General features: G+C 63.4%; 14 protein-coding genes. 3 read left to right on the forward strand and 11 right to left on the reverse strand.

Translation table 11 applies throughout. The annotated features are described in order from the left end of the window. Positions 1 to 76: 76 nt before the first annotated feature. From WNZ15_RS12275 to WNZ15_RS12315, 9 genes are all read right to left on the reverse strand, one after another. Entirely contained in the window at positions 77 to 2,485 is a 2,409-nt protein-coding gene (locus tag WNZ15_RS12275; protein WP_342893270.1) for an ATP-binding protein, read from the reverse strand. Positions 2,486 to 2,581: 96 nt separating this feature from the next. Further along, the gene (locus tag WNZ15_RS12280; RefSeq protein ID WP_342893271.1) at positions 2,582 to 3,061 is read right to left on the reverse strand and encodes a hypothetical protein; all 480 of its coding nucleotides are present in this window, start codon (positions 3,059 to 3,061) and stop codon (positions 2,582 to 2,584) included. Between the two features lie 50 nt (positions 3,062 to 3,111). Next, positions 3,112 to 4,191, reverse strand: coding sequence for a tryptophan--tRNA ligase (gene trpS, locus WNZ15_RS12285; RefSeq protein ID WP_342893272.1), 1,080 nt, complete (start codon positions 4,189 to 4,191; stop codon positions 3,112 to 3,114). A 121-nt stretch (positions 4,192 to 4,312) separates the two neighbouring features. After that, positions 4,313 to 5,875 (reverse strand): murein biosynthesis integral membrane protein MurJ, encoded by a 1,563-nt coding sequence (gene murJ, locus WNZ15_RS12290; RefSeq protein ID WP_342893273.1) that lies wholly within the window; start codon positions 5,873 to 5,875, stop codon positions 4,313 to 4,315. Positions 5,876 to 5,912: 37 nt separating this feature from the next. Beyond that, positions 5,913 to 8,747, reverse strand: a complete 2,835-nt coding sequence (locus WNZ15_RS12295) for a [protein-PII] uridylyltransferase (RefSeq protein WP_342893274.1) — start codon at positions 8,745 to 8,747, stop codon at positions 5,913 to 5,915. A 155-nt stretch (positions 8,748 to 8,902) separates the two neighbouring features. Further along, positions 8,903 to 9,274, reverse strand: a complete 372-nt coding sequence (locus tag WNZ15_RS12300) for a helix-turn-helix transcriptional regulator (RefSeq protein ID WP_342893275.1) — start codon at positions 9,272 to 9,274, stop codon at positions 8,903 to 8,905. Further along, positions 9,271 to 9,849 (reverse strand): Smr/MutS family protein, encoded by a 579-nt coding sequence (locus WNZ15_RS12305; RefSeq protein ID WP_342893276.1) that lies wholly within the window; start codon positions 9,847 to 9,849, stop codon positions 9,271 to 9,273. The genes WNZ15_RS12300 and WNZ15_RS12305 overlap by 4 nt, the downstream gene beginning before the upstream one ends. Positions 9,850 to 9,852: 3 nt before the next feature. After that, positions 9,853 to 10,980 (reverse strand): MltA domain-containing protein, encoded by a 1,128-nt coding sequence (locus WNZ15_RS12310; RefSeq protein ID WP_342893277.1) that lies wholly within the window; start codon positions 10,978 to 10,980, stop codon positions 9,853 to 9,855. A gap of 104 nt (positions 10,981 to 11,084) precedes the next feature. Next, a complete protein-coding gene (locus WNZ15_RS12315; RefSeq protein WP_342893278.1) occupies positions 11,085 to 11,813 on the reverse strand; it encodes a Tim44/TimA family putative adaptor protein in 729 nt (242 codons plus the stop codon). Between the two features lie 234 nt (positions 11,814 to 12,047). On the opposite strand from WNZ15_RS12315, the gene WNZ15_RS12320 reads away from it, so the two are divergent. The 3 genes from WNZ15_RS12320 to WNZ15_RS12330 all read left to right on the forward strand — a co-directional run bounded on the left by WNZ15_RS12320 (position 12,048) and on the right by WNZ15_RS12330 (position 14,072). Then, positions 12,048 to 12,563 carry an FxsA family protein gene (locus WNZ15_RS12320; RefSeq protein ID WP_342893279.1) on the forward strand — a complete coding sequence of 172 codons (516 nt, stop codon included), beginning with the start codon at positions 12,048 to 12,050 and terminating at the stop codon, positions 12,561 to 12,563. A gap of 127 nt (positions 12,564 to 12,690) precedes the next feature. Then, a complete protein-coding gene (locus WNZ15_RS12325; protein WP_342893280.1) occupies positions 12,691 to 13,722 on the forward strand; it encodes an acyltransferase family protein in 1,032 nt (343 codons plus the stop codon). Next, entirely contained in the window at positions 13,719 to 14,072 is a 354-nt protein-coding gene (locus WNZ15_RS12330; RefSeq protein WP_342893281.1) for a DUF1636 family protein, read from the forward strand. Before WNZ15_RS12325 ends, WNZ15_RS12330 begins: the two co-directional genes overlap by 4 nt. On the opposite strand, the gene WNZ15_RS12335 is transcribed toward WNZ15_RS12330, so the two are convergent. Next, positions 14,069 to 14,596, reverse strand: coding sequence for a hypothetical protein (locus WNZ15_RS12335; RefSeq protein ID WP_342893282.1), 528 nt, complete (start codon positions 14,594 to 14,596; stop codon positions 14,069 to 14,071). The two genes, WNZ15_RS12330 and WNZ15_RS12335, sit on opposite strands and share 4 nt — an antisense overlap. Before the next feature lie 80 nt (positions 14,597 to 14,676). Continuing rightward, positions 14,677 to 15,375 (reverse strand): CbtA family protein, encoded by a 699-nt coding sequence (locus WNZ15_RS12340; protein ID WP_342893283.1) that lies wholly within the window; start codon positions 15,373 to 15,375, stop codon positions 14,677 to 14,679.

Here is a 15,375-nt window from a genome sequence, read left to right on the forward strand (position 1 = left end):
ATTGGTATTACACGGCAGGGTTCTCGCAGGGTCCGCCGGTGGACGTTCCCGGACACGCGAGACCGCGGCACATTCCTCAGGCGCGGCCAACTTCGGACAGGGCATCCGAAATGGCTTCGACGGACAGCGGTTTGGTCAGATAGCCCGCCGCCCCGACTTCCGCCGCCTTGTCGCGGGCATCCTTCATGACATCGGCCGTGACGATCAGCACCGGCACAGCCGGGCGGCCTTCGGCCTGTTCATCCGCGCGGATCTGGCGGATCGCCTGAAATCCGTCGAGGCCGGGCATGTGGAGATCCATCAGGATGGCGTCGTAGGACCCCTCCGCTGCCGCCTCGACCGCCCTCTCGCCGTCAACAACCATGACAGGCACATGGCCGAGCTTGCGCAGCATCGCCTCGCTCAGGAGCCGGTTGATATCGTTGTCTTCGGCAACAAGCAGGCGCAAGGGCCGCGCGGGCATCTTGTAGCGGCTGGACAGGAAGCTGTTGCTCACCGGTTCGGCGCTGACATCCCAGGCGTGGTCCATACCTTCGTCGCCCAGCAGGCCCGAGAAGATCTGAACCAGAGTCTCGATGCGCACCGGCCTGATCAGATAGGCCGCGTAGCCGGCTGCGCGCAGGTTCTCCAGGCGCTCGCGCTCCGGCGGCGCGATCATGACGATGGCGGGTGCCCTGCATCCCGTCAGCCGCGCGGAGGCGAGCCAGCCGCCGCTGTCGGAGAGCGCCCCGTTGTCGACGATCAGAAGGTCCGCGCTCGCAAGGCAGGTGTCGAGTTCGGGATTGCCGGGGGCCAGCACCTTCACTTCGGCCTGATGCTGCTGCAGGCGCCCGGCCAGCAGCGGGCATTCGATCCGGCTGTTGCTGACAAAAACGATCCTGCGGCCCACGACCTGCTCCAGACGCTGGTCCCTGTCCGCCAACAGATTTTCGGGAACCGGCAGGGAGACACGGAAATGGGCGCCGCCTCCACCGGCCGGGCGGGCCGAAATCTCACCGCCCATGAGGCCCGCGAGCCGCTGCGCGATCGCCAGGCCAAGCCCGGTACCGCCAAACTTGCGGGCAGGGCCGTGGTCGACCTGTTCGAATTCCTGGAACAGGCGTCCGGCTTCTTCCGCATCGAAGCCGATCCCGGTGTCGCGCACATCTATGTCCAGAAAACTGCCGCCTTCCTCGTTGGGCCGTCCGCTCAGTTCGATCGCCACGCCGCCCTCGTCGGTGAACTTGACGCCGTTGCCGATCAGGTTGAACAGGATCTGGCGCACACGTGTCGCGTCCAGCGAGACCTCTTCAGGCAGATAGGGATCGACCATGGCGCCGATTTCCAGCTGTTTCGCATGGGCCTTGGGCGCAAGCAGCTCAACGACGCTTTCGACCAGGGTGCCGACACGAACCGGCGCGGCGTAAATGTCCAGCTTGCCGGCTTCCACCTTGGAAAAATCGAGCACTTCGTCGATCAGCAGGAGGAGGGTTTCTCCCGATGTTTCCAGGGCCTCGATATAGGCACCCTGTTCCTTGGTCAGGCGCGTGTCGCGCAAGAGCGCGGCCATGCCGAGAATGCCGTTGAGCGGCGTGCGGATCTCGTGGCTGACGGTCGCCAGAAAGCGGGATTTCGCCTCGTTGGACGTTTCCGCGGAATGGCGCGCAGCAAGAAGCTCTTCCTCAATCAGCCGGCGTTCGGTCACGTCGCGCAGAACGGTCTGCACGAGCTGACGGTCCGTGGCGGTGTCACGCACGGGAATGTCGATCCGGGAAAACCAGCGGCGGCCCTGGGCCGTTTCCAGGGGAAGGTCCTCGAACCCCATGCCCGTGCCACTGGCACCCGGCCCGGAGGGGCCGGTCCCGTTGGCGCGGGACATCTCAACGAGCGGCAGCCGCATCTCGCTGCCGGGCTGCAGGGCGTGATGCGGTCCGAACACGTCGTCGGCGGCGGTGTTCACATAGGTAATGGTGCCGTCCTGGTCGCGCCGGATCACCACATCGCCGAGGGTTGCCAGGATACTGGCATGGCGTTCATCGGATTCGCCCAGCTCCCAGGCCCGGTCCTCGAGTTCCTCGCAGCGGGCGGTCAGGCGGCGGATCTTGTCGTCTTTCAGCTGCACGGCCTGAATGGCCCGGTGGACGTCGTCGGCAAAGAGCCGCCAGACCGCGAGGCCGCCGGCGAAAAACGTCAGGCCAACGCCCAGGTAGCGGTTGATACCGTCCGTGGAAACCAGCAGAAACCCCGCGGCCAGTCCGACAACCAGGCCGGCGACGGCCAGATGCTGCAGCGATTTCGCCGGTGCCGAGACTGGCAGATCGGTCGCCCGGCGGCCCGGTCCGACGTCCGGACCGCTGTCGCGGTCCGGGTCGGCCACCCGGGAAGATTTCGGTGGAACCCTGTCCTGACGCGCGGAGTGAAACGATCCATCGGCGACCCGCTCTTCTTCCACCTTGTCGGCATCCGGCACGGCTTTGGCGGCACGATCACTGTTTTGACTGACCAAGTTCACTACTCTCTACAAGACCCAGTTGTGATCAGAGTGCAGTGAAAACTTTGAAAAACCGTTTCATTGACAATTACACGGATGCCTTTTCAACGGTCAGACGGTGGTATCCGGTAGCCAGCTTTGCAGATAGGCGGCCACATTCGGCCTCCCGAACATCATCGTGCCCTGCCAGGCGGTCTTTTCGTGGTTGACCACTGCCAACTCCCACACACAGCCGACCACATGAGGCCTGAGCGCGGCAATCGGGTCTTCACCATCGTAGGGAAGACGGACGTGATCCTGGCACAGGATGCATCCCTCGACCCACCAGTAAACCTGCAGCGTGATGCCTGCGCTTCCCTTGTGATAGATTAGGAAACCGGGATAGGTCTGCCCCTGCTCGACCTGTATGTCCTCAAGACGCGCTGCCGCCAGGCTGCACGCTTGCGTCAGATCGCCGACCTCCATGGCCATGCCGAGGTCACTCAGCCCGTAAACCTTGAACGAGTATGGCGGACAGGACCAATGGCCGAGCGCGGCCACGGACCGCGGCAGATACCGGATGGCGTTGCTCTCGTTTTCAGACCTGTCCATGAGTCCTGTCCTGGCTGTGGTCCGTGTGCCGGACCGGACCCTGTCAGACGTCAGCGCACGTCGAGGAAGCCGATGATCCTGCGGACGTCCTTGAGCACCGGCTCGGCGATCTCGGAGGCCTTTTCCGCACCGTCCTTCAGGACGGCATCGATCTCTGCCTGGTCCTCCTTGAGACGCCGCATTTCGTCTGTCATCGGAGACAGTTTGGCCACGGCCAGGTCGGACAGCGCCGGCTTGAAGGCGGAGAACTGCTGGCCGCCGAACTCCCGGAGCACCTCTTCCTTGGTGGTGCCGCTGAGGGCGGCGTAGATGCCGACGAGATTGTCCGCTTCCGGCCGGCCTTCCAGACCGTCCGTCTCGCCCGGCAGGGCATCCGGATCGGTCTTGGCCTTCTTGATCTTCTTGGAGATCGTGTCGGCGTCGTCGGTCAGGTTGATGCGCGACAGGTCGGACGGATCCGACTTGGACATCTTCCTGGTGCCGTCGCGCAGGGACATGATCCGGGTGGCCGGTCCGGCGATCAGCGGCTCGGTCATCGGGAAATAAAGAAATTCCGGAAGCTCCGGCGACGGGGACGGATTGGGCACACCGATACCCAGTTCCTTGATCCGCCCGGCGAAGTCGTTATTGAACTTGGCGGCGATGTCACGGGTCAGTTCCAGGTGCTGTTTCTGGTCGTCGCCGACCGGCACGTGGGTTCCGCGATAGGCCAGGATGTCCGCAGCCATCAGGTTCGGATAGGCGAACAGTCCGACGGAAGCGTTTTCCCGGTTCTTGCCGGCCTTTTCCTTGAACTGGGTCATCCGGCTGAGCCAGCCCATGCGCGCGACGCAATTGAAGATCCAGGCCAGTTCCGCGTGCTCGCGCACCTGGGACTGGTTGAAGATGATGGATTTCTTCGGATCGATTCCGGCGGCCATATAGGCGGCGGTCACTTCCCTGGTGGCGTTGGTCAGTTCCTGCGGGTCCGGAAACCCGGCCGTGATGGCATGGGCATCGACAACGCAGAAAATGGTCGGCATCTGGTCCTGCAGCGGAACCCAGCGCGACACCGCGCCCAGGTAGTTGCCAAGGTGGAGATTGCCGGTCGGCTGAACGCCGGAAAAGACACGGGGCTGGAACGCCGTCATCTGAAATCCCTTTATTGGTGCGGCCGGTTGGAAGGGCGCTTATGAACATTCGGGCGCGCCGGGTGTAAGCCTGCGCCGTCCGCCATGCAAGCCGGAAACACCTCGAACCTGCGTTTCGCGCTCAGGTGTTGCGCCGTGTCAACGCTTTGATCATGCCCAGAAGGTCCGAGCCGCCGCTGAGCTGGGTGAACAGGGCGAACACGGCCATGCCGGTCAAAACCAGCGCGCACAGGCTGGCGACCCGGACAAGAAGCCAGGCGTCCGACAGGGAGGGCGCCAGATACTGCGCCGCGAAATGCACGATCAGTCCCATCAGCAGACTGGCCAGAAGCACCAGCAGGAGCCTGCGCAGAAGCTTGAAATCGGGCACGAAATGGCCACGCCGCCACAGAAAGACAATCAGGAGGCCGGTGTTCATCCAGCCGGCAATCGTGGTCGCCAGCGCGATGCCGACGTGTTTCAGCACCGGAAACAGCGCAATCGACAGGCCGACATTCACAATCATGGCGACGATGGCGAAGATCATCGGCGTTCTGGTGTCTTCGCGGGCGAAATAGCCCGGTGAAAAGACCTTGTTGAGCACAAAGGCCGGCAAGCCGAATGCGAAGGCGGTCAGAGCCGCCGCCGTGCCCTCCACGGCGGCGGCATCGAAGCGCACACGCTGAAACAGGACCGAGACGATCTCATCGGGTATCACGGCCAGGGCGACTGCGGCCGGCAATGTCAGGACCAGGGAAAATTCCAGTGCCCGGTTGAGACTGTGCTGATAGGCCGCCGTCTGGCCCGCACGCAATTGCCGCGTCAGGCTGGGCAGCAGTACCACACCGATGGCGATGCCGATGACCCCGAGCGGCAACTGATACAGCCTGTCGGCATAGTAAAGCAGCGCGTTGGCGCCTTCCTGGAGCGAGGCGATGATCTGCCCGACCGCGATATTGATCTGCGTGACCCCGCCGGCAATCACACCGGGAAATCCGAGAACAAGCAGGCGCCTGGCCGATTTGGTATAGCGGGGACGGTAGACCGGGATGCGGAAACCCAGCCGTTTCAGGTCGATGATAACCACAGTGAGCTGCACGATGCCGCCGATGGTCACACCGACGGCCAGAATGACCCCCAGCGTCATGTCCGCCTCGACACCCCCCAGGAGCACACCGCCCAGGACAAGGCTCATCACGACATTCAGCATCACCGGGGCGAACGCCGCCGCCGCGAACCGGTTGTAGGTGTTCAGGATGCCGCCGACAAAGGCCAGCAGCGACATGAAGATGAGATAGGGGAAGGCGATCCGCGACATCAGCACGGTCAGGTCGTATTTGGCCGAATCCTCCACGAAGCCCGGGGCCAGCGCCCAGACGACGCCGGGCATGAAGATCTGGGCCAGGGCCGTGAGGGCCAGGAGGCAGAACAGCAGGGCGGCACCGATCTCGCCGGCGAAACGCCGCGCGCCGTCCTCGCCCTGTTCCTCCACCGCGCGTCCGAACAAGGGAATGAATGCCGAGTTGAAAGCGCCCTCGGCGAACAGGCGCCGGAACAGGTTGGGCAGGCGGAACGCCACAACGAAGGCGTCGGCAACCGGCCCCGCCCCGACAACGGCGGCGAGCAGAACGTCGCGCACGAATCCGAGCAGCCGGCTGAGCAGGGTCGCGCCGCCGACCGTTGCGAAATTGCGGACTAGACTCATGCCGGCGGGGCTCCAGAGAGAAAGTGAACTGCGCGTGTCAGGACACGGACCGCGAGATCTTCCGGGAAACAGGTGCGGCCGGATCCAGTTCCACGTGTCCTTCGACGGCGGCGGACAGCCGCTCGCGGATGATTTCCTGACGCCCGATATTGGCGATTTTCTGACCGGTCAGATCGGTGACGTAAAAAACGTCGACCACTTTCTCGCCGAATGTCGAGATATGTGCCGAGCCGATGTTGAGATTGAGTGTGGCGATGGAGCGCGTGAGATCATACAGCAGACCGGGCCTGTCCAGGCCGGAGATCTCCAGAACCGTGTAGTCGTCCGAAAGCGCATTGTTGACCAGAACTTCCGTTGCGACCCTGAAGGCTCTCATCCGGCCCTTCATGGCGCTTTTGCGCGACACGGGCTCGGGTGGCTGCTCCTCGCCGCGCAATGTGGTTTCGATCAGCCGGGCGATCCGTTCGCCGCGCCGCTGCTCGTCCTCGTCCCCCGGCAACTCCCGCCGGATGAAGATCGTGTCGAGGGCAAAACCGTCGGTGGTCGTGTCGATTTGCGCGTCCACGATATTGGCACCGGTGGAATAGCAGGCGCCGGCAATGATCGACAGCAGTCTGGGATGGTCCGGCGCCATTATGGTGAGTTCGGTCACGCCTTCGAATGCGCGCGGGATCACCTGAAACGCCAGACGTTTGCCGTCCTTGTCGGATGCGTGCAGAAGCTCGGCGTGGCTCAGCAGCCGGTCCGGTTCCGTGCGCAGCCAGTAAGCGGCATAATGACGGCTTTGGTAGGCCTTGCGGTCTTTTTCCGGCCAGTGGCCGATGCGGCCGTCGAGCTCTTCCTTGGCCAGTGCGATGGTCTGGCTGTGGGACATCTTGGTGTGACCGCCGGACAGATGCGGTTCGGTCGCGTAATAGAGCGTGCGCAGCAGCTGGCCCTTCCAGCCGTTGAAGACCCCCGGCCCGACAGCGCGGATGTCGGCAACAGTCAGGATCAGCAGAAGTTTCAGCCGTTCCAGGGACTGCACCGTCTGGGCGAAATCCGTGATGGTCTTGCGGTCCGACAGATCGCGCGACTGGGCGATGGTGCTCATGTCCAGATGATGGGCGATCAACCACGCGACGGTTTCCGTCTCCGCATCGTTCAGGCCGAAGCGCGGGCAGATCTTGCGCGCGACCCTGGCGCCGGCGACCGAGTGGTCTTCCGGGCGGCCCTTGGCGATGTCATGCAGGAACATGGCCACGTAAAGCAGCTTGCGGTTCTGCAGGGTCAGGATGAGGTCCGTCGCCAGTGGATGATTGTCGCCCGAATTGCCCCGCTCGATTTCGGCAAGAACGCCAATGGAACGGATCAGGTGCTCGTCGACCGTATAGTGGTGATACATGTTGAACTGCATCATCGCCACGACCTTGCCGAACTCGGGAACGAAGCGGCCCAAGAGCCCGGTCTCGTTCATCTTGCGCAGGGTCTTTTCCGGCGCGTGCCGGGACGTCAGGATCGACAGGAACAGCCGGTTGGCTTCCGGATCGGCACGCAGATCCGAATCGACCAGTTTCAGGGAATGCCGCATCAGCAGGGTCAGGCGGGGATGCATGTTGTAGTCATGCTTGTCCGCGATCTGGAACACGCGCAGAAGATCGGTCGGATCGGTCTCGAACACCTTTTCGGAGACGGCATTGAGCCGGTTGTTCTCGACAACGAACGCGGCCGCCCCTTCAACGGGTTTCGCGGTTCCGGACAGGCGTCCGCCGCGCAGGCGCCGCATCATGCCCGTCAGGCCCTTGCCGCGCGGTTCCTTGACGTGCTCCTCTTCCAGCGCCGCACAGATGATCCGGGTCAGGTCGCCGACATCCTTGGCCACGAGGAAGTAGTGCTTCATGAAGCGCTCGACATCCTTCATGCCCGGATGCTGAGTGTAGCCGAGACGGAGCGCGATTTCCCGCTGGACGTCAAAGGACAGGCGCTCCTCCGGCCGGCCGGTGAGGAAATGCAGGTGGCAGCGCACCGCCCACAGAAAGTCCTCGGTCTTTCTGAACCGGGTGTTTTCGGACCGGCTCAGAACACCTTTCCCGACAAGGTCCGACTGGGAGTTGACCCGGTAGTGATACTTGGCGATCCAGAACAGGGTGTTGAGGTCCCGCAGGCCACCCTTGCCTTCCTTGATATTCGGCTCGACAAGATAGCGCGAGGTGCCTTGCCGGCCATGGCGGTCGTCCCGCTCCTGGAGTTTGGCCGCAATGAATTCCGAACTGGTGCCCTCGACCACTTCCGCGTCGAAACGCTGCATCAGGTCCTCGAACAGCGCCTTGTCCCCCCAGATGTACCGGGCTTCAAGCACGGCCGTCCGGATGGTCATATCGGTTCGGGAGAGGCGGATGCACTCTTCGATATTGCGCGTGGCATGGCCGACCTTGAAGCCGAGATCCCAGAGCATGTAGAGGATGTATTCAACGACCTGCTCGCCCCAGGGGGTCTGCTTGTAGGGCAGCACGAACAACAGGTCGATATCGGATCCGGGCGCAAGCGTGCCGCGTCCATAACCACCCACGGCGGCCACCGACATGCGTTCTGCGGCGGATGGATTCTTGATCCTGTAGACGTGATGCTGGGCGAAATCGTAGATCACCCGGATCAGTTCGTCCTGGACGAAGGACAGCCGGGCCGCGCACAGCAGGCCGCTGCCGTCCTCGTTCAGCCTTTTCTCCGCTGTTTCCCGCGAGGTCCTGACCACATCCTTCAGTTCGCCAAGAACCGCCGCCCGGATTTTCATGTCCGAGCCATCGCCGTCACCGGGTTTCGTGAGCGCGGTCAGACGTTTCCTCAGGTCGTTTGCATCGATCAGTCCGGCAATGTCTTCCTGGGAGAGTTTCATGCTGATCCAGTGGCTTCATCGTCATCGGGCAGGGGTTTGTGGGAGGTTATATAGAGATCATGCTTGAAGGACAGGTAAATCCTTGCAGACGCGCGCCGGTTGACGCGACCTGGAGTGATTTCCGGTCACATTGAACCATTCGGCAGGAACATGCTCTAGACGTCATCCTTGACGGCGGCGACGCGGAGCTGGTGGAGAAGGGCGGCGAGCGAGCCTTCCGACAGGCCGCCGATCTTGAGCGCAAGCTGATTGGCCAGCTCCGTGGCCTTGGGATCCATGCCGGCGGTGTCGATGGTGACGCGTGGGTCGGACAATTCCGCCAGCCGCTGGATTTCTTCCGCCTCGTCCCAGATCACGTTGAAATAGGTGATGATCCTCTGCACCAGGAACCAGGTCGGCTTGCCGCGCTTGCCATGCTCGAGCGCGGACAGATAGGCGCTGGAGACCGAAAGGGCGGCCGCCATTTCCTTCAGCGAGACATCCCGTTTCGCCCTCAGCTCGCGGATCTTTGCTCCAAGCGGTGTCACGGTCCCAGCCTTTTTCTGCGAATGCGGACGTAGAGCGCGCCGGCGCCGCCATGACTGGCATGCGCTTCTTCATATCCGAGCACGACGGAGCGCAGGTCCGGCATCGACAGCCACTGGGGGACCATTCTGCGCAAAACGCCGCGCTCGTCCATATAGGCGTGGTCACTTCCCCCGCCCTTTCCGGTGATCACCAGCACGATCTGGTGCCGGCGCGCCTGGGCCTGGTAGACAAATCCACGCAACCGGTCGTGGGCCTGGTGCTGGGTCAGGCCGTGCAGGTCGATGCGGGCGTCTATGGCCTTCACGCCGCGCACGACCTTGCGACGGTACCGGTGTTCCAGTTGATGCAGCGGCAGCGGCGCTTTCGGCGGCCTGGTGGCGGAGGGAGCCTTGATCGCCGTTGCCGTTCCAGGCGATTCGACGGATTTCTCGGGGACCGCATCGCTCGTCTTGGCCAGCGCGTTTTCAAACTCGCGCGCACGATCGGCATCGAGCGGTGTCAGCGTCCGGGCAACCTTGCCCCACAATTCCCGGTCTTCCGGTGACAGGGACCCCTTTTTTCCACGCCGTGCCATCGGTCAGTCCATCGCCGCGGTGCCGCGTGCGTCCACCGGGTTCGGCACAAGCACCGTGAACCCGGCCGCATGACGGATCTCGCCGGCAATCTCGCCGGCCGAGGTCCCGGAGCCGACAAAGATGTCGCCACGCGCGGCACCGCGGATCGCCGAACCGGTGTCGTCTGCCACCATCAGGCGCGCGAAGGCCCCGCCGCTGTCGAAATCGTCGAGCTCGGCATCGACAAACACCAGGGTGCCATAGGGGATATGCCCGGGGTCGACCGCCAGGCTGCGGCCGGCGGTCAGCGGCAGGCCTGCCCCTCCGACCGGGCCCTGTTCCGGCCCGACCTCGGTCACTTCGCGAAAGAAGATGTAGGACCGGTTTTCCCTGAAAAGCGCATCGCGCCTGTCCGGATGCCGTGCGAGCCAGGACCTGAGGCCCGACATGGTAAAGTCCTCGGGCGTGCCTTCGCCACGCTGGACCAGCAGGCGCGCTATCCCGGTATACGGATGGCCGCTCTTGCCGGCATAGCCGACCCGCATGACCGACCCGTCGGTAAGGCGCAGGCGCGCGGATCCCTGGACATGTACCAGAAAGGCGTCGACCGGGTCCGCGAGCCAGACGAGTTCGAGGTGCTCGTTGTCCAGCGCTCCGTCCATGATGGCGCCGCGATCGGGCATCTCGGCGAGACCCTCACCCGTTTGGCGGTCCCGTTGGCGACCATGGCTGAGATGATCGGGCCAGTCCGCCGGCCGGTTTGCGTCGGTTACGGTCTCCAGCCCGTCGGGCTTCCTGTGAAGCGGGACCGGAAAATCCGCCGTCCTTTCACGGGATGCCTTGAGTTCCGGCTCGAAATAGCCGGTGACAAACCCCTTCCGGACGATCCGGTACGGTGTGAAGCGGCTTTCGAAGAACTCGCGGGCCGCTTCGGGCTTGTCGCGGCCGGTCTCCCGGGCCTGTTCGCAAAGACTGCCGAGGTCCCCGGCTGCCAGGAACGGAAACGCCCCGCCGCCCCCCAGGGCTCCGGGCGTTTCGCAGAAACGCAGGAAGCTGCGCAGAGCCTGTGCATGATCATCCCGGATCCAACCCGGGAGATCGGCGAAAGCTGTCTCTTCAAGGTGATCCGGAATCTGCGGGCCTGGCACCATGGCGGAAGCAGCTCCTGAAAAGAAAAGCGGCGCGGCCACGACCGCGCACCTTAAAACGGCGGCACGGCGGGAAACGGAACCCGGCCACATCCCGCGCATCCTGGTCAGTCGGCGGATTCGGTCGCGACCAGCTTCCAGTTCGGATCACGCGAGGTCGCGTCCCGGGCAAAGGTCCAGATGTCGACCACTTCGGTCACTTTCGCCGGATCGCCATCGACGATCTCGCCCGCCTTGTCACGTGTCGCGGAAATCAGCTGGCTGTGGATCTTGACCGTGACCTGGGCTGTCGAGCCCTTGAGGGCCGCTTCGACGATTTCCGCCTTGTCGATGCCCACAAAAGTTGATTCGATCGTTTCATCGCGCTTCTCGCGCTCGTCGATCGCCGAAACGAAGCCCTCGTAGACATCGGGGGACAACAGGTTCTTCAACGCCTTCTTGTCGCCGTCGGCGAAGGCCATCACGATCATTTCGTAGGCCGAGCGCGCGCCTTCCAGGAACGGCTCCGGCTCGAAACTGCGATCGACGGACAGGATCTGCTTCAGCGCGCTGTTGAGCGCGGACCCGGCCGGTGCGACATTGTCGATCACCACTTCGCCGCCCGGTCCGCCGTTTTCGACGGGTTCGGTTTCCTGGCCCGCCTGGTTCGGCAACGGGATCACATTGTCCTGGCCGTTGGCGGACTTGTGGTCATCCTGTTTTTCCGTCTTGGAATAAGGGTCGAAAGGCGGCCGCTCGTTTCCGGTACGCTTGCCCAGCACAGACTTCAGTCTGAACAGGATGAAAACCGCAAGTCCCATGAGGAGGAGGTTCAACGGGTCAAAAATCTCGTTCATTTTAACTTCCGGTTACCCTTCTGAGGTACGCGAGCCGCCCCCTGCTGGTTCGGTGAGCTCTGCCCATCACGCTGTGGCTGTCAGGTTCTTATTTAGGGGTCCTTGAACCAGCATCCAGACCCAAGAGCAAGACAGAATATGTGCCAAGTTCGTCTTTCACGAGCACTGCAGCTCGCATTTTTGTGACTGAATGTCTACCTTATGGAAAATAGCCTATCAGACGATGGAGGTCCCGTGGGACTTTATATCATTGCCGCCATTCTTCTTCTGCCCCTGATCGAGATCGCCGTATTCATCTGGATCGGAGGCCTGATCGGGGTCTTTCCGACGATCCTGCTGACCGTGATCACGGCGCTGGCCGGGTCGCTGATGCTGCGCCAGCAGGGCCTGTCTCTGCTCACGCGCATGCAGAAGGAGCTCGACGCCGGCCGCGCCCCCGGCAACGAGGCCATGCAGGGGGCCATGATCGTGCTCGCCAGCATTCTGCTGCTTATTCCGGGGTTTGTGACCGATGCCGTGGGACTGCTGCTGTTCGTCCCTCCGGTTCGCGAGGCGCTGGCGCGGTTCATCATTTCCCGCTCGAATGTGGTCATCGTCAATGGCGGTTCCGGCGCGTACCGGCCCGACGACCATGTCGTCGACCTGGACCAGGAAGACTGGTCGGAAAAAAATGGCGGGCCGTCGTCCGGCGACACAACGCAGGCAAGGATCAGTCCCTGGAACGAAGGGTCGGACACCACAAAACCCTGACGGGCCAGCCGATTCCGGTCACCAAATCGTGACATCGGACGTATGCGTAATTTTTACCAGTTGAGGGTAGCACTGCTTCCAGAAGGGGCGCGGCGACCGTTCCGACCGGCAGAAAAGGCAGCAGACAATGACCGCTGAGCGCGTCGACTGGGTGGATACGGCCAAGGGCATCTGCATCCTGTTCGTGGTGATGATGCACTCGGTGCTCGGTGTCGAGGCCGCAGCCGGAGAAACCGGCTGGATGAACGCCGTCGTCGCCTATGCCGCACCGTTCCGCATGCCGGACTTCTTCCTGATCTCCGGGCTGTTCCTGTCCAATGTCATCGCCCGCGACTGGAAGCTCTATCTCGATCGCAAGGTCGCGCATTTCGCCTATTTTTACGTGCTCTGGATGACCATCCAGTTCGCCGTGAAGGCCCCTGTGTTCGCCGCCGAGATGGGCGCCGCGGGCGCGCTGGAATTCTATCTTCTCAGCTTCATCCAGCCTTTCGGCACGCTGTGGTTCATCTACATGCTGCCGGTCTTCTTCGTGGTCACCAAGCTGGCCCATGACCGGGGCGTGCCCTGGCAGCTCATGCTTGCGGGCAGCGCCCTGCTGCAATTGGCCCCGATTCACACCGACTGGCTGCTGGTCGACGAATTCGCGTCCCGCTACGTGTTCTTTTACGCCGGTTTCATCTTTGCGCCGCGGATCTTCGCGCTGGCGGCGTGGGCACGGGCGCGCATCGGTGTCAGCCTCGGCTGTCTGCTGGTCTGGAGCCTCGTGAACGGCGGCCTGGTCGCTCTCGGCTGGGCGGCGCTGCCCGGCATCGCCCTTGCCCTGGGTGCGGCCGGCGCCGGCGCGATCATCCTGACGAGCGCGCTCATCGTCACTTCGGGCCGGCTCGAGTTCCTGCGGAATTTCGGCCGGAATTCCATCGTCATCTATCTGGCCTTCTTCTTCCCGATGGGTGTTGCCCGCGTCGTCCTGCTGAAGCTCGGCATTCTGGATATCGGAACGGTCTCCCTGATCGTGACGATCGTTGCCTCCGTCAGCCCTATGATCCTGCTCTGGCTCGTCCAGAGGACCGGGTTCGGCTGGTTTCTGTTCCGGCGTCCCCAATGGGCCTACCTGACCGGCACTTACACTGAAAAACGTCAGGCGCAGGCGGCGGAATGAACCGCATTCTTGTCTGCCGGACCTGCCAACAGGAGACCGAAGCGGTCGCCGAAGGCGCACTTGCGGCGTTGAGGAACGCCCTGCTGGACGCCGCGCTCATTGGTGCCTTCGATGTCGGGACGGTGGACTGCATGGGTGCGTGCGAGCAGCCGGTCTCGCTGGCGTTTCAGGGGGAGGGCCGCGCGACCCTGGTGTTCGCGGGCCTGTCCTTTCCCCAAGACATCGACGACATCGTCGCGACCGGCCGCGCCTGGCTTGCCGCCGAAAACGGCTGGATCGAGGATGCCCGGCCCTGCGGACGCCTGCGCCTGTGTCTCAGGGCAAGGATACCGGCACTTGGCGCCGGTTAGGGCACACGCACCTTCAAGGACGCCTTGAGCGGCTTGTCGCCGACGGCGAGCATCTTGTGATCGTTGGTGTTCAGTGTCACCTCAACCACCACTTCGCCTTCAGGCAGCGCCGGCAGATGCAGCCAGGGACCATAGTGCCGGGCGACCTTCTCGCCGTTGACATAGACATGGGCGTGGCCCTCTCCGGGAACATGCTCCTGGCTGGCGTGTTCGGGCGCGAAGGTGAAGTTTTCCGTCATGATGTGGAGATTGAAGCCGCTCGCCGGATCCGGCGTGACGGCTATTTTCACGGACGGAGCACCGGGCCCCGCCGGCACGGACACAAGCTCGTCGTGGGTGTGGCCGGAAATGTCGTGCCCGGAATGGCCATCAGGCCGGTGTGCGGCGGGCGCATGGGCCTGGTGCGCGGTCGGGTCGCCATGATCGTGTCCGTCGAACGTGACGCCGTAGCCGGCGGCGGTGACAAAGCCGATGCCGCCCCCGAAAATCAGACCGATGACGAAGAGTGCAAGAGACCGTTCCATTCGAATTCCAGTTGTTCAGCCGAAAAGACAACGGGCGGAACGTGACGTCCCGCCCGACCGGTATTCAGTCGCATTTGCGGTCAGGCCGGCTGCGCCGCTTCTGCCCGTACGCCTTCGCGCTGCCAGAAATAGCCGGTGAAACAGCCGAGCAGCAGCCAGGCCGCCATGCCGACGCCAAGGGCACGGCTGGCGAACAGGGCACCGATCTCGGTCGGCACCGGTCCTGTGAACGCCTCCGGCTCGGGTGCGCCGATGACATGGGGAACCAGCAGCAGGACCGCCGCCGTGCCCCAGGCCAGCCAGTTGCGGCCGAAGGCGATCAGCCACAGACCGGCTCCGGCCGTGGCGACCGTGGTCCACCACCAGATCTGGCGCGCGCCGACATCGGCCGCCGCCACCCCCGGCACTTCCGGGGCAAGCGTGAAGCCCGGCGCGAAATGGAACGTCACGAAGCCGGCAAGACCCCAGATCAGTCCCGTCCGCGCCGTGATGCTTGCACCGCGCATTTCCGCGATTGCCATGCCGGCGATGAGGATGAAGGCATATCCGGTATAGGTCAGCATGGTGAAGACGATGCTCAGGCCATCTCGGACCGCATCGAAACCGCCGACGTCCTGATGGGCGCTGACCGCCGCGGCGCCGAAATGCACCAGTTCCCCGGTTTCATAAAGTTCCGCGTGAAGCAGGACCGGCTGCACGAAATAAAGCTGAAGCAGGGCCGCAATCAGACCTGCCGCAGCGCCAGCGAACAGGCCGCTGACGAGAATTCGCGTGAGCAT

Source organism: Roseibium sp. AS2, assembly GCF_038900065.1.
Classification (GTDB): Bacteria; Pseudomonadota; Alphaproteobacteria; order Rhizobiales; family Stappiaceae; genus Roseibium.